23 protein-coding genes and 1 other RNA gene are annotated in these 23,945 nt (G+C 45.5%); 17 read left to right on the top strand and 7 right to left on the bottom strand.

Annotation, left to right across the window (positions count from 1 at the left end):
- The first annotated feature begins 93 nt into the window (after positions 1-93).
- Both BEP19_RS09915 and BEP19_RS09920 read left to right on the top strand, forming a co-directional pair.
- Positions 94-537: a universal stress protein gene (locus BEP19_RS09915; RefSeq protein WP_120189715.1), complete on the top strand. Its 444-nt coding sequence runs from the start codon at positions 94-96 to the stop codon at positions 535-537.
- A gap of 40 nt (positions 538-577) precedes the next feature.
- Positions 578-1,135, top strand: coding sequence for an HPP family protein (locus tag BEP19_RS09920; RefSeq protein ID WP_211329332.1), 558 nt, complete (start codon positions 578-580; stop codon positions 1,133-1,135).
- A 48-nt stretch (positions 1,136-1,183) separates the two neighbouring features.
- Here the strand turns inward: BEP19_RS09920 and BEP19_RS09925 are convergent, their stop codons facing one another.
- The 4 genes from BEP19_RS09925 to BEP19_RS09935 form a co-directional block, all read right to left on the bottom strand.
- Positions 1,184-2,203 (bottom strand): aldo/keto reductase, encoded by a 1,020-nt coding sequence (locus BEP19_RS09925; protein ID WP_120189716.1) that lies wholly within the window; start codon positions 2,201-2,203, stop codon positions 1,184-1,186.
- 166 nt (positions 2,204-2,369) lie between these two features.
- Positions 2,370-2,519, bottom strand: coding sequence for a hypothetical protein (locus tag BEP19_RS17660; RefSeq protein ID WP_170145329.1), 150 nt, complete (start codon positions 2,517-2,519; stop codon positions 2,370-2,372).
- A gap of 144 nt (positions 2,520-2,663) precedes the next feature.
- Entirely contained in the window at positions 2,664-2,915 is a 252-nt protein-coding gene (locus tag BEP19_RS09930; protein WP_120189717.1) for a hypothetical protein, read from the bottom strand.
- Positions 2,916-3,025: 110 nt separating this feature from the next.
- A complete protein-coding gene (locus BEP19_RS09935; RefSeq protein ID WP_120189718.1) occupies positions 3,026-3,790 on the bottom strand; it encodes an N-acetylmuramoyl-L-alanine amidase family protein in 765 nt (254 codons plus the stop codon).
- Between the two features lie 187 nt (positions 3,791-3,977).
- Between BEP19_RS09935 and deoD the strand changes: the two genes are divergently transcribed.
- The 3 genes from deoD (at position 3,978) to rarD (ending at position 6,014) form a co-directional block, all read left to right on the top strand.
- Entirely contained in the window at positions 3,978-4,685 is a 708-nt protein-coding gene (gene deoD, locus BEP19_RS09940; protein WP_120189719.1) for a purine-nucleoside phosphorylase, read from the top strand.
- Between the two features lie 160 nt (positions 4,686-4,845).
- The gene (locus BEP19_RS17665; RefSeq protein ID WP_170145330.1) at positions 4,846-5,004 is read left to right on the top strand and encodes a hypothetical protein; all 159 of its coding nucleotides are present in this window, start codon (positions 4,846-4,848) and stop codon (positions 5,002-5,004) included.
- Between the two features lie 110 nt (positions 5,005-5,114).
- Positions 5,115-6,014, top strand: coding sequence for an EamA family transporter RarD (gene rarD / locus BEP19_RS09945; protein ID WP_120189720.1), 900 nt, complete (start codon positions 5,115-5,117; stop codon positions 6,012-6,014).
- A gap of 170 nt (positions 6,015-6,184) precedes the next feature.
- Here the strand turns inward: rarD and BEP19_RS09950 are convergent, their stop codons facing one another.
- Positions 6,185-6,370: a hypothetical protein gene (locus tag BEP19_RS09950; RefSeq protein ID WP_120189721.1), complete on the bottom strand. Its 186-nt coding sequence runs from the start codon at positions 6,368-6,370 to the stop codon at positions 6,185-6,187.
- 202 nt (positions 6,371-6,572) lie between these two features.
- Here BEP19_RS09950 and BEP19_RS09955 point away from each other — a divergent pair, with 202 nt between their 5' ends.
- Genes BEP19_RS09955 through BEP19_RS09965 form a run of 3 tightly spaced genes read left to right on the top strand, consistent with a single transcriptional unit; the run spans position 6,573 to position 11,951 of the window.
- A complete protein-coding gene (locus BEP19_RS09955; RefSeq protein ID WP_120189722.1) occupies positions 6,573-8,936 on the top strand; it encodes a 3-hydroxyacyl-CoA dehydrogenase/enoyl-CoA hydratase family protein in 2,364 nt (787 codons plus the stop codon).
- Between the two features lie 36 nt (positions 8,937-8,972).
- Positions 8,973-10,154, top strand: coding sequence for an acetyl-CoA C-acyltransferase (locus tag BEP19_RS09960; RefSeq protein WP_120189723.1), 1,182 nt, complete (start codon positions 8,973-8,975; stop codon positions 10,152-10,154).
- Positions 10,155-10,169: 15 nt separating this feature from the next.
- A complete protein-coding gene (locus BEP19_RS09965) occupies positions 10,170-11,951 on the top strand; it encodes an acyl-CoA dehydrogenase family protein (protein WP_120189724.1) in 1,782 nt (593 codons plus the stop codon).
- 338 nt (positions 11,952-12,289) lie between these two features.
- Here BEP19_RS09965 and BEP19_RS09970 read toward each other — a convergent pair whose 3' ends face one another.
- Entirely contained in the window at positions 12,290-12,817 is a 528-nt protein-coding gene (locus BEP19_RS09970) for a hypothetical protein (RefSeq protein WP_120189725.1), read from the bottom strand.
- Positions 12,818-12,932: 115 nt separating this feature from the next.
- Here BEP19_RS09970 and BEP19_RS09975 point away from each other — a divergent pair, with 115 nt between their 5' ends.
- Positions 12,933-13,151, top strand: a complete 219-nt coding sequence (locus tag BEP19_RS09975) for an alpha/beta-type small acid-soluble spore protein (protein WP_120189726.1) — start codon at positions 12,933-12,935, stop codon at positions 13,149-13,151.
- Positions 13,152-13,227: 76 nt separating this feature from the next.
- Here the strand turns inward: BEP19_RS09975 and BEP19_RS09980 are convergent, their stop codons facing one another.
- Positions 13,228-14,019 (bottom strand): HAD family hydrolase, encoded by a 792-nt coding sequence (locus tag BEP19_RS09980; protein ID WP_120189727.1) that lies wholly within the window; start codon positions 14,017-14,019, stop codon positions 13,228-13,230.
- A 216-nt stretch (positions 14,020-14,235) separates the two neighbouring features.
- Here BEP19_RS09980 and BEP19_RS09985 point away from each other — a divergent pair, with 216 nt between their 5' ends.
- From BEP19_RS09985 to BEP19_RS10020, 8 genes are all read left to right on the top strand, one after another.
- Positions 14,236-16,728: a bifunctional diguanylate cyclase/phosphodiesterase gene (locus BEP19_RS09985; RefSeq protein WP_120189728.1), complete on the top strand. Its 2,493-nt coding sequence runs from the start codon at positions 14,236-14,238 to the stop codon at positions 16,726-16,728.
- Positions 16,729-16,856: 128 nt separating this feature from the next.
- Complete coding sequence (locus BEP19_RS09990) at positions 16,857-17,258, top strand: lecithin retinol acyltransferase family protein (protein ID WP_147393785.1); 402 nt, start codon at positions 16,857-16,859, stop codon at positions 17,256-17,258.
- 70 nt (positions 17,259-17,328) lie between these two features.
- Entirely contained in the window at positions 17,329-18,099 is a 771-nt protein-coding gene (locus tag BEP19_RS09995) for an alpha/beta hydrolase family protein (protein WP_120189730.1), read from the top strand.
- A gap of 161 nt (positions 18,100-18,260) precedes the next feature.
- On the top strand, positions 18,261-19,154 hold the full coding sequence (locus BEP19_RS10000) for a PEP/pyruvate-binding domain-containing protein (protein ID WP_170145331.1): 894 nt from the start codon (positions 18,261-18,263) through the stop codon (positions 19,152-19,154).
- Positions 19,155-19,167: 13 nt separating this feature from the next.
- The gene (locus BEP19_RS10005) at positions 19,168-20,778 is read left to right on the top strand and encodes a PEP-utilizing enzyme (RefSeq protein WP_120189732.1); all 1,611 of its coding nucleotides are present in this window, start codon (positions 19,168-19,170) and stop codon (positions 20,776-20,778) included.
- Positions 20,771-22,093 (top strand): MFS transporter, encoded by a 1,323-nt coding sequence (locus tag BEP19_RS10010; protein WP_120189733.1) that lies wholly within the window; start codon positions 20,771-20,773, stop codon positions 22,091-22,093. Before BEP19_RS10005 ends, BEP19_RS10010 begins: the two co-directional genes overlap by 8 nt.
- 117 nt (positions 22,094-22,210) lie before the next feature.
- Positions 22,211-22,397: non-coding RNA, 6S RNA (gene ssrS / locus BEP19_RS10015), on the top strand.
- A 344-nt stretch (positions 22,398-22,741) separates the two neighbouring features.
- Positions 22,742-23,938: an ABC transporter substrate-binding protein gene (locus tag BEP19_RS10020; protein WP_120189734.1), complete on the top strand. Its 1,197-nt coding sequence runs from the start codon at positions 22,742-22,744 to the stop codon at positions 23,936-23,938.
- Positions 23,939-23,945: the final 7 nt, after the last annotated feature.

Consider the following 23,945-nt stretch of genomic DNA (forward strand, 5'->3'; position numbering starts at 1 on the left):
CACATCGTGAATTTAAAATTTAGCTTAAGCTTAAAAGATACGCTAAAAGATAAACAAAAAAACGCGGGATATTTCTGAAAGGGGTGTCTTAGCATGATTACAGTTTGCTCAAAAATTGTTTTGGCTTATGACGGTTCAGAACTTAGTAAAAAAGCGTTAAAATTTGCGATTTCTTTTTTAAAACAAGACCCAGGGATCGAATTGGATGTAATTACTGTAGTCAATATGCGTGATATCGTTCACCATTCGGGGATAACTTTAATCGATATCGGATACTTACGCCAAGAATTCATGTTAAGCGCGCAAGCAGAGCTTCAGCTTGTTGAGGAAGAACTTCGTTCGCTGCCGAATCCAGTTAAAACGCTTCCATTAGAAGGGAACCCTGGAAAAACAATTGTTGAGTATGCTGCGGAACAACAAGCTGATATCGTAATCATGGGTAGTAGGGGACACAGCGGACTAAAGGAACTGTTCCTGGGTAGCGCAAGCCACCATGTCGCGCAGCATGCGAGTTGCCCCGTATTGATCGTAAAGTAGTGTTTAACAATCAGACATTGGATCGATGGAGGTGCTATAATTGGAAACGTTAAAAAAGTTAACAGTGGAAGAAGAGGTGACGAGGCCTGATCCTTATTTATTAAAAATGCGAGGCGGAAATCGACCTCGTTTTCAAAGAGCGCATTACACAGACTACCTTGTGACAGCCTTGGGTAGTTTTGTTGGCTTAGCTTTAGTAGCCATTATCAACTACATCTATAATGTCCCGTTGCTCGCTCCTTCATTTGGCGCAACCGCTGTCTTAGTATACGGGGCCTGTCATGCACCGATGTCTCAACCAAGGAATGTCGTCGGAGGACACCTGATCTCGGCTATTACTGGTGTTTCCGTCTATCAGGCATTCGGATTGCATTGGTGGACGATTGCCCTTGGGGTTTCACTTGCCATTTTGTTTATGAGTTTGACCTATACGTTACATCCTCCAGGCGGAGCAACCGCTTTTATCGCTGTGTATACAGAGCAAAGCTTTTCTTTCGTATTATCACCCATCGGATTAGGAGCGCTTGTGCTCGTTGCTGTAGCCGTGATCGTCAACAATATCTCTTCTCAGAGGAAATACCCAGAATTTTGGTTTTAACAGCTCGTGGACATTAATAAACCATTCCCAAGAACGATTGGGGATGGTTTATTTTGCTCCGACTTTGCTCTGGCGTTGGATTGTCTGCTGCATGGGCAAATCGTAAGGACAAGCGGGTTCACATAATGGTTTTTTCCTGCACGGCTCATATTCATGACATTGCTGGATTTTCGCTGCTTGCTCTTCATAAAATTGCGCCCCGCGCCCGAGCAACCCCATTTTTTCCCTAGCTAAATGTGAAATCATGATATCAGGAATGCGGATACCTATCGGACAGGAGCAATAATTGCAACGTCTACAACCGTGCTCCCCTAATTCGGCGGCTAGCGACCACAATTGCTCTTTTTCTTTCGGTTCTATTCTTGTCTCTAAAGCGGCGATGTTTTCTTTGACCTCGTCGACTGTTTTCATCCCTGATAGTAACACGTCAATCGGTGTGCTGTGAGAAAAACGCAACGCCATGCTGGCAGGTTTGACAAAGGCGCCAGATAGGGGCTTCATGCCGATCATTCCGACGTTCAACTGTTGGCAGGTCGGGATTAAATCCTGCAAGGCAAAAGGTTGAACTAAGCTCATATGAAACAGAACAGTGTCATAAATATCTGATCCAATCCATTTTGCAAGAAGTTCGGGTCGATGTCCTGAAATGCCAAGAAAACGAACGTAACCCGCTCGTTGCGCTTCTAAGGCGGCTTTCAGCGCCCCGTCTTTACCTATAATTTGATCATACTCATGATCGTGGTTGACGTAATGGATTTGCAGTAAATCAATGTAGTCTGTTTTTAAGCGCCGCAAACTTTGCTCGATTTCCGCTTTTCCAGCCTGATAATCCCTTTGGCGCAGCTTTGTCGCTAAGAAAAATTCTTGTCTGCGCTGGGAAATGGATTCACCGATAATTTCTTCGCTGTTTTTATAGTTTGGCGCGGTATCGATGTAATTAATGCCCCGATCCAACGCGTAATTTAAAGCTCTTTTCGATATATCCAAATCTTGATGTGGAAGGTTCATCGTCCCGAAGCCAAGGGCAGATACTGATTGCCCCGTTCTTCCTAAAACATGATACTTCATCTGCTCAGATCCTCTCCCTTGTTTCCAAAGTTGATCTAGTGAATACTATATTAACATGAGAGAGTCATCTTGATAAGAATAATTGTAAGTTCGGATAATTGTATTGGAGCGCGTGGGGAGTTGGGAAGCCGACGATGGACGTCGGCTCAAGGATAGAAACAAGAGGTTATTTTTGGTCTTCTTTGGCGCAGCTGTACGAACCGCAATCTTCACGATTTAGCTGCAAGAGGGAATCAATTTTTTGATCGGCAGCTGGTTGCCCATGCTTAGTTAGGTTCTGTTCGTTCATTTTGTTTTTCGCTTGTCGTTTTGCCATCGGTTTAAAACACACCTTTCTAAGATCGCTTTTATTGAGTCTTTCGACCCAATAGTTTTTATGATGCGATAAATTGAACAAAACATACTTTGGGAATGGATGGAAATAAAAAGGGCCAATCTTATCAGATGGCCCAAAAATCCTTTATTGTAAGTTGTTTTGTTGGATCGCTTGAAGAGATTTTTCCGCTTCTTGCAACGATTGTTGCAATTCATACGTAATTTCAGTTTGTTGGCCGTATTGATCTTGAACATCTTGAAGTTGTTGATGCGCCTGCTCCAACTGTTGTTGCGCTTGTTGAATCTGTTGTTGATTTGCGCTCGCTTGCGCGTTAGTCAAAGCTTGTTGCGCTTCTTGAGCAGCCGAAATGGCTTGCTGAACATGTTGTTTAGCCATGAGAAAGAACACACCCTTTTTATTATTTGTGTTGAGCTAAAAATCCCAACCGATTGATAGGGTGTGATAAATCGTCATCTAATATGCAAGCTCTTTGCTATTTCTATCGCTTACTCCATCTTTTCATATAATCTTTTTAACACAACAGCGAAAGCCCATAACGGCAACGGGTTTTCCAACGACTTCTTCCAATCCGCATGGGTCAATAATCCTTCTTGTAACATCCAATCAACAGCCTCATCTTTCCAATCAGGCGAATCTGGTTGTTCTGGAGGAGGAATAGGTGTGGGTGTGGGAGGCTGTGGAGTTAACGTCGGCGCGGGATTTCGTTCTTGTAGGTCAAACGCTTTAGCGATGCCTGTGGCAACACTATGCGATAGCTGATTCAGAACAACAGGGTTTTTGAGAAGTTCGGCATCGAGCGGGTGGTCAAGAAATAGATTCTCCAAAAGAATGGCGGGCATTTTTGTCTGTCGTAAAACCGCGAAATTCGCTTGCTTTGTTCCGCGATCACGTACTCCAAGCGTTCTTAGATAATTCATGATTTCTTGGTGGAGGATCTGTTGTCGTCTAATTGTTACATTATTTGTTGTTCCTCTATAAACATAACTTTCAAAACCTTCGCCGCCAGCAGCGTTATGATGAAGGGAGACAAAGTAATCGGCGTTGAGTCGATTCGCAAATTCTGCCCGCCCAGATAAACTAATGAAAGTATCCGTCTCTCTCGTCATTTTAACTTCGACTAGATAACGTTGCAGCAATGAATCACGGACCTTTAAACCAATCCGCAAGGTAAGATCTTTTTCGACTAACCCGTAACCGCGCGCGCCCCCATCATGTCCGCCGTGTCCGGGATCTAAGATTATAAGCGCCATTGGTTTGGTCACCCCTTTCATAGCTTCGTTTATCCTATTCACCTTTACTGGAAGGGGAAACGGCGACCAGCCGGCGAACGATTGCCTAGTTGTATAAAGTTGGATGAAAACTGCCAAACTGGCATAACAGAATATGTTATACTATGCGCGAGGAAATGATTCCATGTTTAGGAGGGAATTGACAAAAATGAGTATCCATCTTGGCGCTAAACCCGGCGCGATTGCTCCAACGGTGTTATTGCCCGGCGATCCGCTTAGGGCAAAATATATTGCTGAAAATTTTTTGGAAAATGCGGTTTGTTACAATGAAGTGCGCGGTATGCTCGGTTACACAGGAACGTATCAAGGGCAAGCGGTGTCCGTGCAAGGCACAGGGATGGGAATACCTTCGATCTCCATCTATATTCATGAATTAATGGAGAGTTACGGTGTCCAACAATTAATTCGGGTTGGCTCATGTGGGGCAATGCGCGAGGAAGTGAAAGTGCGAGATGTGATCATCGCCTTGAGCGCTTCAACGGATTCCTCCTTTAACCAGCTTCGCTTTAAAGGATTGGATTTTGCTCCGACTGCCCATTTTGATTTAGTCAAAAAGGCGTATGAAAGCGCGACAAGCAAAGGGTCTATTGTCCATGTTGGCAGTGTGTTTACAACCGATACTTTTTACAATGAAGATCCTGAAGTGACGCAAAGGCTAGCCGCATACCAGACGTTGGCCGTTGAGATGGAAACATCAGCGTTGTATACGTTAGCGGCTAAATTCAATCGGAAAGCGCTCTCGATTTTGACGGTGAGCGACCATTTGATTACGGGGGAAGAAACGACCGCGGCTGAACGAGAAACAACATTTCGGGATATGATTGATATCGCATTGGAGACGGCTATCCGCGTGTAAGAACAGGAAGCGGTATTATTGCCGAGCCAAGCGTTAAAGTAAGCTTGTCAGGAATGCGACACAATGAATCAAAAGTGTCGTTTTTAGATGCTTATCCCTCTTGAAAATACATAAAAATAGGTCCATAATAGAAGTATAAGCAGTAAGGAGGGATGGTAGGATGAAGGATTTTCAGGCCCGTTTAAAGCGCCACATGGATCATGGAGCTACTTATTTGGAAGCCTTACACCTTTTAAAGACTACCGAAAATAAGCAGCCCTCCAAAATGGGTCAAGCGATTAAGAAAAAATCTAGAGACCGTCAGAAGCACTCCAGTTAGAGAAAAATTTCTAGAGGTGACTTGTGTTTGATTATATTCAAACGGACGAGTCACCTTTTTGTTTTGAAATGTGTTAATTTGATCATATTAGTCGGATAGAAGGTGCGCGGATGAGCGAGGAACGAAAAGGGATCTGGTATGCGATAGGGGCTTATATCTTATGGGGGATCTTGGCGATCTATTGGAAAAGTCTGCAGGACATTCCGGCTGGAGAGATCTTAGCTCATCGCGTTTTTTGGTCTTTTCTGTTTGTGGGTGTTGTATTGTTTATCAGTAAACGCATTTTTCAAGTCAAAGCCGTCCTGTCGAGTCGGAGAAATTGGATAACAGTAACGTGCAGCGGCTTTCTGATTAGCGCCAATTGGTTCACTTATATATGGGCCGTGAACAATGATCATGTCATTGAGGCCAGTTTAGGCTATTATATTAACCCCCTGTTTAGTTTTGCGTTAGGTGTGCTTGTATTAAAGGAAGGACTGCGTCGCTGGCAAGCGATTTCCATGCTGTTCGCGGCAGTCGGGGTGACTATCTTAACTATTGAGTACGGAAAATTCCCTTGGATCGCTTTATCACTCGCGTTAACCTTTGCATTCTATGGCTTAACCAAAAAAATGATCGAACTCGACTCTTTAATCGCCTTAGGCTTAGAAACGCTGATGGTGTTTCCAGTTGCTTTCTTTTATTTATTTCGGTTGGAACTGAACGGGACCAGCTCACTTTCAAGTATATCGTTGCCAACTTTTTTATTGCTGGCGAGTTCAGGGGTGATTACGGCGGTCCCTCTCTTGTGGTTCGCCCAGGCCGCAAAACGAATCCCTTATACGATGATCAGTTTTATTCAATATGTTTCACCGACGATTACACTGTTGCTGGGTATTTTTTTATACAAAGAAACGTTTACGTGGACTCACTTGATTAGTTTTGGTTTTATATGGCTCGCGTTAGCCCTCTATACGATCACATCCCACGGTTCTTTTGGACAAAAAAACAAGATGAAAGACTCCGCTTAGCGTTTGGATGGACAGACTTATCCGAAAAATTGGCTCACGGATGCCGATTGGCAGGAGCGGTATTCGTCGTCAGGATAGATGCTGTTATGAGCGATCATTTAATCGAGAAACCTTTGCAGATCTCGCATAAATCTCAGGGCGACCCGTATGGGGTCGCCCTGTTTGTTTTCTTATGATTCATCTTCTGCTAATGTATCGCCTAGATCCTCAAAAATGTGCGCGAATTCCGTGTCCGCTTCAATTTCACTAATAAAACGCACTTTCTTCAATTCTTCTTCGGTTAATGGGCGGTTTACTTTATTTTCGATAAGATTAACATATGCCTCAAATCGTTGATCATCGCTGATCGTTGTCATCCTAAAACTCCCCCTTTCAAATAGTTAAAGTTTAGGTTCCCCTAAAGTCCACGAGCTCATCACCGATTTGCAATCCCGTATCACCCCAAAAATTAGGAAGTGTAATTTACGCCTGAAATTATCAATCCTTCTACTATTCATGCAAAGTTTGACATATAGCTTAGAAGTGAACGGGTAAAGCGATACAGCCAGGAGGGATCTAATGAAACGTCAAATCAAAAAGGTAGCCGTGCTTGGTTCGGGTGTGATGGGCGCGGGAATCGCGGCCCACTTGGCCAACGTAGGGCTCAAAGTTATCTTGCTTGATCGCCCAATCGGCGAGGCGAGCAACGATCGAAATCAGTTGACGCAATCAGCTATTACCGAGTTAGCGAAACAGAAACCGAGTCCGCTTTACAGCAAAACCTCTCTTGAAAGAATCCAAATCGGAAATTTTGAGGATGATTTGTCGCTGCTTGGGCAAGCCGATTGGATCGTTGAAGCGGTAGTTGAGGATCTATCAGTGAAGCGACAACTACTTGCTCAAGTGGAAAAACATCGGCGTCCTGGTTCCGTTATTAGCAGTAATACGTCTGGCATCTCTATTTCGAAAATGGCCGCTGGCCGTTCGGATGAATTTAGACAACATTTTTTAGGGACCCATTTTTTTAATCCCCCACGCTACATGAAGTTGTTAGAACTGATCCCAACGACCGATACCTCTCAGGAAATCATCTCTACCATGATTCATTTTAGTGAATTCACGCTTGGCAAAGGTGTTGTGATCGCCAAAGATACACCCAATTTTATCGCGAATCGGATCGGTGTGTACGGTTTGTTAGCGACGCTGGAAGAAATGGATCGCTACGGTTTATCGGTGTCGGACGTTGATCAGTTAACGGGAACAGCGATTGGCAGACCGCGCAGCGCGACCTTCCGCGCGCTGGATTTAGTTGGGCTCGACACATTTTTGCGTGTGGCTGAAAATGTGCGGGAGCATGTTACCGACCCACTCGAAAAAGCGGTCTTTACCGCGCCAAAAATCATCTCCAGTCTCGTCGCTCAAGGCCATTTCGGCGAAAAATCCGGTAAAGGCTTCTATCAAAAACAGAAAACAGCCGAAGGTCGAGTGATCCATCAGTTGAACGTACAAACGGAACAATATGAGCCGTCGAAACGGTCCACGTTTGCTTGTTTAGAACAGGCGAAACAACGAACGCAACTCGCTGAGAAAATCAGAACCATTGCCTATGCGGAAGATGCTGGCGGGCAATTTGTTTGGCAAGTGTTGAAGCGAACGTTGTTGTACGCCGCAGCAAAAATCCCCGAAATTTCCGATGATATTGTTGCGGTCGATCAAGCGATGAAATGGGGTTTTAATTGGGAACTAGGTCCATTTGAAACATGGGATGCGCTCGGCTTGGAACGATCGATTCGGCGAATGAAAGAAGAAGGGGAAACGATCCCGCGCTGGGTGGAGAAGCTCGTGGAAGCCGGTCATTCCCAGTTTTATAAGCAAGAGGATGCGCAAATGCTTTATGTTCAACTGAATGGACAATGGCAAGAGCGCCAGCGGACCGATCGAGCGATCTGCTTATCGGAGTTGAAACAACAAGGACGCGTAGCGCAAAAGAATGCGGGCGCAAGTTTAATCGATTTAGGTGACGGAGTTGCTTGCCTTGAGTTTCATTCGCCACACAATGCGTTAGGTTCAGATACATTGGAAATGGTTCGTTTGTCACTCGAGGAGGTCCGAAAAAATTATGTCGGTTTGGTGATTGGCAACCAAGCTCGAAATTTTAGTGTCGGCGCCAACTTGATGATGTTGTTACTGGAAGCCCAAAACGAGAATTGGTTTGAGATTGAACAGCTCGTACGGCAATTTCAAACGATGGCCATGGAAATGAAATATTTTGAAAAACCAATCGTTGCCGCGCCATATGCTCGAACATTAGGCGGGGGTGTAGAAATTTGTTTGCCAGCCGCGCGCGTTCAGGCGGCGGCCGAAACATATATGGGTTTAGTCGAAGTAGGTGTCGGGCTGATTCCAGGCGGGGCCGGGACAAAAGAAATGCTCGTTCGAGCAATTGCCGCCGCGGATATCGATGGCAAAGTCGATTTGCAACCGTATGTGAATCGCGTATTTGAAACGATTGCGATGGCTAAAGTCTCGACAAGCGCCGTAGAAGCGCAACAACTTGGCTATTTGCGAGCGACTGATCAAATTTCTATTAACGAAGATCATCAATTATACGAAGCGAAGCAAGCCGTGATTGGGTTGGCGAAGGCAGGTTATGTTCCGCCAATCGCCCGTAAAATAAGGGTCGTTGGCGAATCGGGGTTAGCGGTGATGAAGCTCGGCGTTTATCAGTTAAAGACAGGCGGTTATATTACTGAGCATGATGCGAAGATCGCGGGCAAGTTAGCGAGTGTGCTGGCCGGAGGAGCTTTGTCGGCAAACACCGAAGTATCGGAACAATATTTGCTTGACTTGGAGCGTGAAGCCTTTTTGAGTCTCTGCGGGGAACCGAAAAGTCAAGCCAGAATGCAACATATGCTGCTGAAAAACAAACCGCTCAGAAATTAAACGAAAATCAAGGAATGGATTGAAGGGGGAATCGATGTGCGCGAGGCCGTGCTTGTCTCAGGAGTTAGAACAGCTATCGGCAGAGCTGGAAGAGGATCATTAAAAAATACGCGACCCGAAGATTTAGGCGGTTTGGTTGTCAAAGAAGCTTTGCGTCGGGCGCCTGGCGTATCCGCCGAGGAGATTGAAGATGTCATTATTGGGTGCGCCATGCCCGAAGGGGAACAAGGATTCAACCTTGGAAGAATCGTTGCCGCGCGAGCGGGATTTCCGCATTCGACGCCAGGCTTTACGATTAATCGCTTCTGTTCTTCAGGTTTGCAATCGATTGCCTTAGCCGCTGAACGGATTATGTGCGGATTTGCCGATACGATTGTTGCAGGCGGCGTGGAAAGCATGAGTATGATTCCGATGGAAGGCTATCGCCCGTTGCCCAATCCGTATCTCGTCGAACATTATCCCGAGTTGTATATTTCGATGGGACATACGGCGGAAAATGTGGCGGAGCGTTACGGTGTTAGTCGGACGGAACAGGATGCTTTTGCGGTAGAAAGTCATCGTAAAGCGGCTGCGGCAATTGCCAAAGGTCGTTTTAAAGATGAAATTACGCCTGTGGAGATTAAAGAAACGTTTTTAGACGAACAAGAACAGCTGCAAACGCGTCAACTCATTTTCGATAAAGATGAAGGGGTTCGGCCGCAAACGAATATGGAAATATTGGCGTCGCTGCGACCTGCTTTTAAACAAAATGGAACGGTCACAGCGGGCAACTCCTCGCAGAGAAGTGACGGCGCGGCTGCAGTAGTCGTCATGGAACGGGGAAAAGCGGAAGCGCTTGGACTTAAACCGATGGCGATTTTTCGCTCTTTCGCGCTTGGTGGTGTTGAACCGAGTGTGATGGGCATCGGGCCTGTCGTGGCGATCCCGAAGGCATTGCAACTGGCTGGCGTTTCGCAAGATCAGATCGACTTATTTGAAATTAATGAAGCGTTTGCATCACAGTGCAAATATGTAATTCGCCATCTAGGGATCGATGAGCAGAAAGTGAATGTGAATGGCGGAGCGATTGCTCTTGGGCATCCGCTAGGGTGCACAGGAACCAAATTAACGGTCTCCTTAATGTATGAGGCTCAAAAAAGAGCCAGTCGTTATGGACTTGTCAGCATGTGTATCGGCGGTGGAATGGGGGCTGCGGCTGTATTTGAATTTTTACCGTAGAAAGGAGAATGGGCCATGAATCAAGTTCCGAACATCGTTAAAGGAGGAAGTTTTGTTTTGGAGGATGTGACTCCTCAGCAGGTGTTTACGCCCGAGGATATGACCGAAGAACAACGAATGATTGCAACGATGACCGCGGAATTTATTGAAAAGGAAGTCTCTCCCCAAGATGAGCAAATCGAAGGTCAAAACTTTGCGATGCTCGTTCATTATTTAAAGCAGGCGGGGGAGTTGGGGTTACTTGGGGCTGAGGTGCCTGAAGAGTACGGTGGGGCAGATCTAGATCAGATTAGCGCCATGTTAATCACCGAAAATATGACGCGCGGGTCTTCCTTCGCTCTCAGTCATGGAGCCCATGTCGGGATTGGCAGCTTGCCAATCGTGTTGTTCGGAACAGAAGCGCAAAAGCAAAAATACTTGCCTGATTTGGCCACGGGGAAAAAAATCGCGGCCTATTGTCTGACCGAACCCTCCTCTGGATCCGACGCTCTTGGGGCAAAGACGACTGCCGTTTTAAGCGCGGATGGCAAGAGTTATACGTTGAACGGAACAAAGCAGTACATCACAAACGCGGGTTTTGCCGATGTATTTATCGTATACGCCAAAGTGGACGGCGAGAAGTTTACTGCTTTTATAGTAGATAAAGAAACACTGGGGGTTTCGACGGGCCCAGAGGAAAGAAAGATGGGCATTAAAGGATCATCGACTCGGTCGTTGATTTTAGAGGAGGCCGAAGTGTCCATTGAAAATACGCTTGGGGAAATTGGCAAAGGCCACCTCATCGCCTTTAATATTTTAAATGTTGGACGATATAAACTTGCGGCTGGTTGTGTTGGCACGAGCAAGTGGGTGATTGAATTATCCGTAAAATACGCCAAGGAACGCAAGCAATTCAATCGTCCTTTAACGCAATTTCCGCTCATTCAAAAAAAACTAGCGGAGATGGCGATCCGCGCCTATGCGATGGAAAGTATGGTCTTTCGCACGGGCGGTTTATTGGAACAAGCGCGTCAAAGCATCGATCCGTCAGATTCGGATGTAACGGAGCAGATCGTTCAAACGCTGGAAGAATACGCGTTGGAATGTTCCATCAATAAAGTGTATGCTTCGGAAGCTTTGGATTTTATCGCGGATGAAGGTGTGCAAATTCACGGTGGATATGGATACACCGAAGATTATTTGGTTGAGCGTATTTACCGTGATGCTAGGATCAATCGCATTTTTGAGGGGACCAACGAAATCAACCGCTTGCTGATTCCCGCCACATTGTTGAGAAAAGCGATGAAAGGTGAAGTTCCGCTATTTGCCGCAGTAAAACAGTTGCAAGAAGAATTGATTGCGTATCTTCCTCCAACGTTAAACGGGGATCCGTTGCAAATAGCGCAGGCGATGATTTATTCTGCTAAAAAAATGTTTTTGTTAGCGGGTGGCGTCGCAGTGGAGGTGTACCAACAGCGGTTGGAGGATGAACAGGAGATTTTGGAAAGCCTAGCGGATATGATGATTGAAATTTTTGCGATGGAAAGCGCTTATCTTCGCGCTTGCAAAGCGACTGAAGTCGATGGAGCGAATAAAGCAAGCCAAAAAATAAAGATGACAACTGTTTGTGTGTACGAATCATTTGCTAAAGTAGAACAGAAGATAAAAGGGGTTTTAGCGGCTGTTTCGGAAGGGGATTCGCTGCGGATGCAATTATCGATTGTTAATAAACTTGTTCGTTTCCCGCTTGTTAACCTTATTTCTTTAAAAAGGGAAATTGCCCAAAGAATTATTGAGGCGGAGAGATACATCACGTAGGATGATGGGCGAAACAGGCGGGAGAGGAGGCCCGTTGTGCTGTAAAGGTCTTAACTCCCGTTACAGACGGTGAGGGTGTGTATCTAGTTCTGTAGTGGTCTCAGCTCCCGTTGTAACCGAGAAATCCTCGCTCGGGTACTGTTTGATCGCCTGCAAGGGTCAGAACTCCCGTTCCAGCCGATTGGAAGTTGTCATCTCGCGTTGTAAAGGTCAAAACTCCCGTTGCATTTTGGGCCGATAAATATGCCCGTTCACCCGAACTCCGCCTCGTTAAACGCGCCAAAAAAGCAGGCAGAGGGAATTAGTGAAGGCCTTCCACCTCATGCCTGCTTTTCCATTTAGCGGGATGGTTGTTCTTTAACTTGTTCTAAAATCCGCGTAAAGTGTGGCTCATACGGTTGAGTCGTATTAATCGTCGCGCCTTGCTCTACGGATCTTCTGGCTCGGATCATTTGTTTTTGTAATAAATCGTTCGTCGTAAAATACAAGTTATAGTTGTAGAGGTCAGGTTCTTTAGAAAGTAGACGATCTCGTGTCAGTTCAACCGTTTCATGATGCGGCTGCCAAGGATCCGCCTTGGTCGTGAGGCCAATAATGATATCTTTTCCTTGTCTCAGCACGATCGCTTTTTGAACATTGTATACGCGTGTTGCTTCAGTAGAAATTCGACGGTCAAGCTCAGGATGTTGCGTTTGGTTTTGTTCTTTAAAAGTATAAGGTCGGCGATGGTTGAATTCTTTCGCGATATACCGATCCGAATTGATTTCTCGTTTGTGTTGTTTGACTTCAATGCCATCACGCGTTGGACCGCTGTTGCAGCCCGCCAGTAACGATAGAGCTAAAATCGATACAAGCGCAATTCTCAAATGAGCTACACCTCCCTTGTTAGTTTGGACTTTTCCCGTTCGCGTACCCAAGGAAATTTTTAGGTCGGGTAAAAACACAAAGACCGGCGATAATAGGATTGGAGGTGCATTCCACTTGAGTAGAAACCGCCTGGTTGTTCCAGAAGCCGAAAACTTAATGGATCGTCTAAAACTGGAGACAGCGCGAGAGCTTGGTCTTGATGATGACATCCAAGAGAAAGGTTGGGGCAACATGACCACACGTGAAGTGGGGAAAATTGGTGGGAATATGGTGAAAAAGATGATTGCCTTCGCTCAAAGAGAGATGGCGAACCATCCAGACCAGCTTAAGTAAGGGGACCTCTCAAAGAAGAAAAGGGAAGCCGAAATTGGCTTCCCTTTTTATGTGTTTAGCAGCTATAAGAGCGAGTTTAAGCAATCGATCGAATAACTGCTTCTAACTCGGTCAAATCGTGGATTTCATATGTGGGCACGATTGCATCATCCCGGGCAACGCCGCGCCGATTAAGCCAAGCCGAAGGTATTCCTGTTCGATTGGCGCCGAGGATATCGGTTGTAAGTTTATCCCCAACCATGATGGCCTCATTGTTATCCACAGACAATAATTCGAGGGCATGTTCAAAGATGGAGTGGTCTGGTTTTCCAATTCCGAATTGGCCTGAAATGACAATGTGATCAAAATAAGCGGCCAGTTCGGGCACGGCGGATAGTTTTTCTTTTTGCAAATCAGGTGACCCGTTTGTAAGCAATAATAAAGGATATTTTTCTTTTAGTTGATCGAGCGCGGAATAGGTTTCTTCATAGACGATCGGTCGTTTGCGACGCTCAGCGGGAAAAAGTTCGGCTAAACTTTCACCTAGTTCAGGATCGTGAACACCGATTTGTTCTAGTCCCATCGTCCAAGCATCGCGTCGATAGGCAGGTACAATTTCACGCATTTTGTGAAATTCTGCTTGTTCCCCCTCCTTAAAATCGCCCCACAAGCCTTCGAATGGATTAATCCCGATTTTTTCTGTAAAAGGATATGTTTCATATGACATGTATAGCTCGCGGGCTTGTTGACGCACGGCCTCCTCTAATTGTTCAGGCTGTAATTCGTATTGTTCCGCCGCTTTTTGGCATGTGGCTGAAAAAGCTTCTTCGACACTGCGTTCATCCCAGAGTAACGTGTCATCGAGGTCAAAAAATATCGCTTTAATCATGAATGAAATTTAGCTCCTATCTGTGATCAATCTTTCTTTTCTTTCTATCTATTTTAGCATGACCCGAATGGTCCGTGGACATGACTAAACAATTCAAAAAGTGATAACCAATCATAGAAGGTAAAGTGTTGTTATTTTGACAATGTTTTCTGAAAACATTTTAGTGTAAGATAAAATTTGAACGATTGATTGGATTTTTGGGGGGATGGACTAAATATGAGGGACAAAGCGCATAATCGGCGATTTTGGTCTGAAAATGTGGCAGTCATTGTCGGATCGATTTTGATTGTACTCGTCATTATGATTTTTCGCGCGCCACTGCACGGACTATTTGGACATGAAAAATATGTCGGACTCCACTTAATTATGGAGTTCTTTATTGTAACGATGGCGTTTATGATCGCGATTCAGTCGTGGATGATATTTCCCCATACGTTATCTAACTTCCGTTTATGGATTGGCGCTTCTTTTTTTGCGATCACGTTGCTTGAGATTGGCCACGGCATTACATACAAAGGAATGCCTTTTTTCATATCGGAAAGTTCAACATATAAGGCAACCTGGTTGTTTATTATCGCCCGCTTAACCCAGGTCTGTTCACTATTACTGATTCTAGTTTGGAAAGATCGATTGAAAGTCACCCCGCATCCGCGTTGGCTCGTATATACGCTTGCCTTTGGTTACTCACTCGTTTGGCTCGTTCTCATTTTTTTGCCGACCCCGATTTTTCCAGATCTCGTTCATAACGGACTGGGCACGACCGGGTTAAAGAACGGTTTACAATATGTTGGGATCGCGATCGAGTTGATTATCGTTGTTGTTCTTGGACGACGTTTTATGGAAAAAAAGGATATGTTTCATCTTATGATGCTCGTTGCTTTTGTCTATCTTATTATCGCAGATTATTTATTTACAACTTATCAGACAGTTTACGATATTTCGAATTTTATGGGACATATTTTTCAAATTTGTGGTTTTTATTTCATGCAACGAGCGGTATACCACACGGCTGTCGTTGAACCCTTTCAGGCTCAAAAGAAAGTGGAAGAAGAACTAAAGGCGATTACGGAGCATATGGGAGAAGGTCTGCTCGCGCTAGATAACGAGGGGCGATTAACCTATATGAACCCTGAAGCTGAACGAATTTTGAAGTGGACCCAGCATGAGCTTCAACAAGAACAACCGCCGCTTGAAGCGATTCAATTATGTAAAAAGGAGCGGTCCTTTTCTCCAGTCGCAACATCAAACAGGGGAACGTCATTGGATCCCAATCAAGCCTCTGAAGGATGGGTGACCCGTCAAGATGGTCAATTGATTCCCGTTTCTTACGTGGAAACACCGCTTTACGAGGCGGATCAGATAACGGGGAAAATCATTGTGTTACGTGATATTTCTCAGCAGAAAAAAGATCAAGAATGCATTCACTATATGGCTTATTATGATGAGCTAACAGGACTCCCCAATCATCGCTATGTTAAAGATAAATTGACGGATCGATTGCAATCGAACGAATCCTTTGCTTTGCTGGCGCTCGATATCGATCGTTTCCGTAATATGAATGAGGCGTTAGGGCATTCTTCTGGTGATTTAATTTTACAGTCATTAGTGAAGCGAATTCAAGAATCGTTGGATCCTTCTATTTTCTTTGGGAGATTGCGGGGCGACCAATTTGCCCTGATCGTACCAAAAGAACAGTTATGCGACAAAGCGCTTTCGATATGCGCGCAGATTGAAGAAGGGTTAGCGAAGCCACTGCAAGTACGCCATTTATTGTTGAAGATGACTGTTCGAATCGGGGTCGCGCTGTATCCGCAAGATGGGGAAGAGGCGGGCGCGCTGTTGCAACGGGCCAACATGGCGTTGACGGAAGCTAAACAGAAAAAGAGCTTAAAACAATTTTTTCAGCCGTTCATGGATGGGAAAGCGTTGAATCGGCTCGTTTTGGAAAACGACCTATTTGAAGCGTTGCAACAAAATCAATTGTCGCTTGTTTATCAACCGCAAGTGAACCTCATTACGGGTAGAATCGAAGGACTTGAAGCGTTATTGCGTTGGCGTCATCCGCAACATGGATGGATTCCCCCTGATCAATTTATTCCGATCGCCGAAGATACCGGATTAATGATCCCGATTGGCGAATGGGTGTTGAGGTCCGCGTGTCAGCAGGCAAAATTGTGGCAAGAGAGCGGACTGGGCCCACTCGATATCGCGGTTAATTTATCGACACGTCAATTTTATGCGCAAAACTTAGCGGAAACAATTGGCGAGATTTTAGAAGAGGCTGGAGTTCATCCAGCAAACTTGGAGTTGGAAATTACGGAGAGTATGATGATGAATGTCGAGCATGCCCAAACGACGTTACAGGCATTAAAAAAGCTGGGGTGTAAGATTGCGATAGACGACTTCGGCAAAGGATATTCTTCGTTATATTATTTGCGACATCTCCCAATCGACCGTCTTAAGATCGATCGCTCTTTTATTCGGGACCTTGAGCATAATCATCGAGACGATACGATTGTTTCTACGATCATTTCGATGGCTGAGCATCTTCAATTAGAAGTAATCGCGGAGGGAGTGGAGACCATCCAACAGAGCGAAGCGTTGCGACGTAAGCAATGTTACCGCGCTCAAGGATATTTGTTTAGCCCGCCACTCACACCCGAATTGTTCGTTCAGCAGTTTTCACGGCTTATGATCAGCCCAAAATAACAATCGATGGAACCCCCATTTTATAGGTTAACTTAGAGGGATATAAAAGCAGTCAAATTCCAGCAATGATCGACAATCTGTGGTAAAATAAGGGTAAATATAGCTTGTGGGCAGGGACCAATAAAATTATGAAAGTTTGGAATTGGTGGAAAAGGAAGAGATCAGACAGACGAGACAGATTAGACGGTCAAGAGGAACAAGAGGCGCGGATTCAACAACCTGTAACAGAACCTGAATATCAAATGGCTGATCATCTGATGGTGATGCGGCTTGGTAGCTCACATCATGGGGTTTACGTCGGAAATGATCGGATTATTTACTACAATTACTATTCGGGATTCGTTGTCGAGGATACACTGGAAGCTTTTGCTCAAGGCGCGCGAATTCGTGTAATTTACAGTCCGGTTATGTTTAGTCGCTCGATCATTATTTCAAGGTGTAAAAGTCGAATTGGAGAAAGGAATTTGCAAGGCTTTTCCAATCGCAGCGAGGAGTTTGTCCGATGGGCGAGGGGAGGCGACTTCTGGTGACAGCGAAAGAAATGTTGTATATTGTTGAATCTTGCGCTTGCCTAGGAAATAGCGCGAGAGGGATGCGCCCGTGATTCGGCTTGAAGAAATTCGAGAGTTTCATTTTGCGGCCAACCTGAATCTTGTGACTTATCGGTCGCAAGGCTATAAGGTCAAAGGGTATTTGGCGACGCCCAAAGGAGCGGGTCCATTTCCGTTGCTCCTTTATTGTCGCGGTGGATTGCGTAATATCGGGATGACGAAACTGGCGTGGATCGCTCATTTTGTATCGCGCGGTTTCGTCGTCTTTGCCCCTTTTTACAGGGGAAATCGCGGCGGAGAAGGGCGAGAAGATTTCGGTGGGGACGATCGCCACGATGTCATGGACGCTTTATCATGGTTGAAACAACTCCCTTTCATCGATCCCGCGCGCATCCATCTTTTTGGCTTTTCGCGAGGCGCGATTCCTGCGCTTTATACGGCGATGAAGTTTCCAGAAATTTGTTCTGTCGCCGTTTGGGGAGGCGTAAGCGATCTAAACCTGACTTACGAGGAGCGCGTCGATCTTAGACGGATGTTAAGGCGGGTCGTTGGCGGCCCTCCCTGGAAAAATGGGAAAGCATACGCGCGTCGATCGCCTGTTTTCGATATTAAAACTCTTGAATGCCCTGTGTTAATCATCCATGGGAAACAAGATCAGTTAGTGGGTGTGGCCCACGCGCATCGCTTGGCCGAGGCTTTGCGCCAAGCGGGTAAAAGATATCAGCTATGGATCGATGAACAGCAGGGGCACCTATTTAATGTGGCGCAACAAGCGGTGGAGATGGACCGTATGCTTACGTGGATGCAAATGCAAGAATGAACAATTTTTAGGATTGAATACATAGTTTAAGATGAGGGGCTAACGCTGAAGGCAGTGTTAGCTCTTTTCGTTTACTTTTCAACGCTTTACACATATAAGCGTGTTTGTTATCGTATTCCATTAAAGTAACGGTTATATAAAGGGAAATGGGGGAGAAGACGATGACAATTATATCACTACTAGCCGCCGCTGAGGCGAGGCTGGAGCTTGTTGGCGGTAAGGCGAAAAATTTAGGAGCGATGCTAGCGAAAAAGTTTCCAACGCCTGATGGCTTTATTATTACAGCGCGCGCCTTTCAGCAATTTTTAGACCAAGATTCGTTTAGGGGTGTCGATCTTCTGACGATCTCGGAGGATGAGTTTATTGAGCGGCCGTTACCGTCTGCGCTTAGAAAAGAGCTAAAAGAGAACTACCAACGTTTAATGGGGCATAAAATATATGCAGTAGCCGTTCGTTCCTCGTCAGCGTTTGAAGATTCAGAATCGGCCTCTTTTTCAGGGCAATTCGAAACATTTTTAAGTATTCGTAACTTTGAATCGTTACAGCTTCATGTAAAGCGCTGTTGGTATTCCGCTTTTTCACCGCTTGTCCAACAGTACGCGGCCATGCGTAACATTTCATTGGAGGAAGCTCGGCTTGGCGTGATTGTCCAAGGGATGGTGGACGCTGATGTATCAGGCGTCGCGTTTAGCAAAAATCCGATAACCAATGACCAAAATCAAATCATCATCAACGCTGCCTATGGACTCGGCGAGGGGATAGTGTCCGGGGAAATAACGCCAGACCAATTTTTATACGATCGACAAACAAGAACATGGATGGATGAGCTTGGCTTAAAAGAAGTGAAAGTGATCGCGGATCACGAGTCAGGTGTCGAGATCGTCCCGACAACGGCCGAAGAACAGAATTCATTTTGTTTGCAACCGGCTCAATTGGAGGCATTGCTTGAGCTTACATTTAAGCTAGAACGAGAAATGAAAAGTCCAGTCGACGTGGAATTTGCGTTTGCGGGCAGTCAATTATACGCGCTGCAAGCTCGACCGATCACTACATAAGGGGAGACAACAAATGAAATTTGAACGAGATCAATTATTTTTGACGGAGGAACATAAACAACAGGGGTACTGGATTCAGGATGATTTGCATTTACCCTATCCATTGACGCCTTTATTTGCCTCATTTCAAACGAATGCGATGCGGGAAGGGACGGCGCGCGCGTTTGAAACGATCAAGTCGCCGATGAAACAATTTTATACGAAAATTGAACGCGGCTATCTGTATCAGATGGTTAAACCGTATGATGGTCCGATGGAACAACGAATGAAAGAACATCAAGAAGCGGTCGCAGAGCGTTTTGGCCGTAATCATGAGCTGTTAGAACATTATGTCTTAACAGAACTTTTGCCCGTCTATGCGCGGCTTGACGCCTTCCGTCAAACAGATTTTACGAGAGAGCAAGCGATAGAGCAGTGCCAGCAGCTTTACCTTTTCTATCTTCGGGCTTGGGAGATTCATTTTGAGATCGTCATGCCGGGCGGCGCCTTATTATCCAAGCTAGAAGCGTTGTATTGTGAATTAAGCGGAGCTGACGACGGGGCGGTAATTTATGAGTGGTTGGTAGGGATGATGAATAAAACGCTTGAAACGGATCGAGCGATGTGGAAGTTGGCGGATCAAGTGAAAGGATCGGCTGAGTTGACCCGCTTATTTGACGAGACAGATCCAGCCGAGTTGATAGATCGCTTAGCGGAAGTAGCGCAAGGACCCGCTTTTCTCGCTTCGCTAGCAACCTTCCTTGACGACTATGGCTATCAAGCGACCCATCCGCATGAATTTGTCGCGAAAACATGGATTGAAGATCCAACGCCTGTGCTGACGATCGTCGCCCAATATGCGCAGAAAGAGTATGATTTCGATGCTGAATTTGCTAAATTAGTGGAAAAACGGGAGAACGCTTTTGAGGCGGTGGTCGCCACTTTTCCAGATGGGGAGAAAAAACAGCGTTTCTTGCAATTATATGAGTGGGCGTTAGCTTCTTGTAGCGTGGATGAGGATCACCACTTTTATATCGACGCGATGTTACCCGCCAAGTCACGGTTGTTTTTCATTGCGGTGGGCCAGAAGCTTGTTGAAGCAGGCGCCTTGCGCGAAGCGAACGATATTTGTTTTTTATACCTTGATGAAGTAATCGACTTACTGGCTGAACCGATTGCGATAGAGGATCGGATTGTCGAGCGCAAACAAGACTGGGAAGCAAACAGACTATATAAACCGATCCCATCCTATGGAACAGCGCCTACCCGGTCCAATAAAGCGGCCGAGCGGATGAGCGGCGGCAAGCAAGCGGAAGTGGAAGGCAATCAATTTAAAGGGTATGCCGCGTCTCAAGGAACGTACACAGGACAGGTCAAAGTGATTCATGATCCGAGTGAATTTTCTGCGGTGGAACAAGGCGATGTGCTTGTTTGTCGAACGACAACGCCAACTTGGACGGCTCTGTTTTCAATTGTCGGGGCGGTGGTGACGGATGCGGGCGGGATTTTGTGCCATGCGGCAACGGTGGCTCGCGAATATCAATTGCCCGCCGTGGTCGGTTCGAAAGTGGGGACTTCGTTGCTGCAAGATGGGCAAACAGTGACTGTCGACGGAGCAAAAGGATTGGTTATCATTCATGAGTAAAACAAAGTACCGTTTACTGCTTGCCGCGATTTTAACAGGGACGTTTCTAGTCCCTGTTAACTCGACGATGATTACGATCGGCTTGACGACAATTGCTCAGGTGTTCGACCATTCGTTGGCGGAAGTGTCGTGGATTATTACAATTTATTTGATTGTGATGGCCGCCACGCAACCGGTCGCTGGCAAGCTTGGTGATTTGTTTGGCTATAAGCGCATGTTTTTGCTCGGGTTGGTCCTTTCGTTTATAGGCTCGATCGCTTGCGCGTTTGCCTTTAACTTGTGGAGTATGATCGTTTTTCGATCCTTTCAAGCGTTAGGCGGCTCATTGGCTGTTCCGAATGGAACCGCTTTGTTGCGGCATGCGGTCGGACGGGAAAAGTTAAGTCGAACGTTTGGGCTATTTGGGCTGTTGATGGGCTTAGGGGCGGCTGTTGGACCATTAATCGGTTCAGCTTTGATCGGTTCATGGGGTTGGAAATCAATCTTTTGGGTGAATATTCCCTTCCTTATTCTTTCTTTTGTGATCGCCCTGTTCGTCTTGCCGAACACCGAGCGCAAAAGAACGCCGATCGACGCGCTTGGTTCGCTGTCGCTTGCGAGCAGTTTGTCATTGATCGTGTTGTTCATTACCCATCCCGAATGGATTCGCTGGTGGAGTGTTGTTCTATTAGCGTTCAGTATTGTCTTCTTTATCGTGGTTGAACTGAAGTTGAAAAATCCATTGATCGAATTTAGCCTGTTTCGCAAACCGTCATTTCGAGGCGCAAACTATGCAATTTTTTTGAGCAATAGTATTATGTATGGGACCATTTTAATAATCCCGATCTTATTTGAACAAACGTTTTTGATCAGCATTCAACGAATCGGTTTGTTTATGTTTGTTTTTTCGTTGTCAATGTCGCTCTGTTCTTGGCTTGGCGGCAGATTATCGACGGTCATTAGCCATCAGCGCTTGATCGGACTCGCGTTTCTGTTACAAGGGATTTCGGTCAGTTTATTTCTCATCTTATCCGCGCAAACGCCGTTGTTTTTGATCTTACTAACGTTAATCATTGGCGGACTTGGGGCAGGGATCGGACTGCCATCGATGCAAACAAAAAATCTAGAGTCAATCGTCAAGGAAAAATCTGGTGTGGCCTCAGGCATCTATTCTACTTTTCGTTATATGGGAAGCATGCTGGCTTCCGCGCTAGTGAGCATCTTGTTTCAATCTATTCAAATCTTCTACATTTTCATCGGATTAGCCTTACTCGGTTGGTTGGTCTCGTTTACAATTAAGGAAACGAGTTCAATCGATGAACAAATCAGCGCTTAAAGAAGTTACTAGTTATCGCCAATGATGGATCGGATTAACTAATGATTGTTTTCGCTCAAGATGGTATAGTTACAAGTGTAGGAAATAGCGAATCAGTTGTTCGCGTTACGATTTGGGATTATCCTGCGATGCGCGTAAGCATGTGATATGTTTTTGAACCTTACTGTTTTTTCGGGACTTCAAATCGGTTCGTTGACGCCAGGCCCACTCTTTTGACTGGGATTGCGAACATACGTAACATGAGGGGACCCACCTGCGAGAGCGGGTTCGAAAAACAGACATGCGACGGCAAAGCGGGGCGTACATATAGCATCAATCTAAAAAGTCTAGACCTTCTGGTCTGGACTTTTTTGTTTTCTATTGACGTTGTATAGTGTAAACCAATCAAATGTCAGGAGTAAGCGGGCGCTATTCATGCTCAAACGAATCGTTTTCACCATTAGTAGGTTATATAATGTATAAATAAAGTTTATCTGTTATGTAATTGTGGCAGAATTAAGGACTGGACGAAACGACTATTTTGATTTACAATCATTTTAGTCAATTTTCTATCTTTTTAAACTAATTCGCGCTTTATCGCGCTAAATGGCGTGTTTTCAATAGCGCCTTTTGGCGATATTTTACAAAAAACATACAGGGGGAACCGAAATGAAGAAGTTTACAGGAAAAGTTACGCGGATCGCGATGACTTCCGCGCTTGTTGTTGGGTTGTTAGCCGGATGCGGCGGTGGGAGCGATACAAGCGGAGGAACTGAACAGACGAGCGGGGACGCAATTAAAATTGGAGTGAACCTGGAACTGTCAGGCGGAGTCGCTTCATACGGTTCTTCACTAGCCGATGGACTTGAACTAGCGAAGGAACAAATCAACGCCGACGGCGGAATCGATGGAAAGCAGGTCGAATTTGTCAAAGTCGACAACAAGTCCGATGCTGCGGAGGCGACCAATGGCGCGATCAAATTGACCGGTCAAGATAAAGTTGACGCGATTATTGGAGCGGCCACAAGCGGCCACACAATTGCCCAAGTACAAGTTGCAACAGATAAACAAACTGTAATTATAAGCCCATCAGCGACAGCGCCTAACGTGACAACCGATGACGATGGCAATGTGAAAGATTTTGTGTTCAGAACAAGTTATATCGATCCATTTCAAGGGACGGTAGCCGCAAACTTCGCGTTAGAGACATTGGGAGTAAAAACAGCGGCGATTTACGCGGACAGAGCCAGCGATTACGCAAAGGGTTTAGCGGCTTCGTTTAAAGAAGATTTTGAAGCGGCTGGCGGTCAAATTGTTGCTGAGGAATTTTACTTAGAGAAGGATACCGATTTCCGAGGAACATTAACACGCATCAAATCGGCTAATCCAGAATTCGTGTTCATCCCAGGTTATTATGGGGAAGTTGGTTTGATCGTGAAACAAGCTCGCGAGGCGGGGATTGATGTTCCGCTGATGGGAGCCGATGGTTGGGATTCCCCGACTCTAATCGAACTGGCTGGGGTGGAAGCGCTCAACAATACGTTTATTACGAACCACTATTCTTCTGAAGATCCTGATGAAACAATTCAGGAATTTGTTACGGCGTTTAAAACGAAATACAAAGACAAAGCTCCTGATGCCTTTAATGCGCTTGGATACGATACGCTTTATCTACTAAAAGACGCAATCGAGCGGGCCGGCTCAGTTGATTCTGATAAACTGAAAGACGCGCTGGCGCAAACGAAGGATCTAAATCTTGTTACTGGAATTATCACAATCGACGAACAACACAATCCGATCAAATCCGCAACTGTTCTTGAGTATGTGGATGGTAAGCATACATTTAAAACAAAGGTGAATCCTTAAATAGGGA

Origin of the sequence: Ammoniphilus oxalaticus (genome assembly GCF_003609605.1) — a bacterium.
GTDB classification, from domain to species: Bacteria; Bacillota; Bacilli; order Aneurinibacillales; family RAOX-1; genus Ammoniphilus; species Ammoniphilus oxalaticus.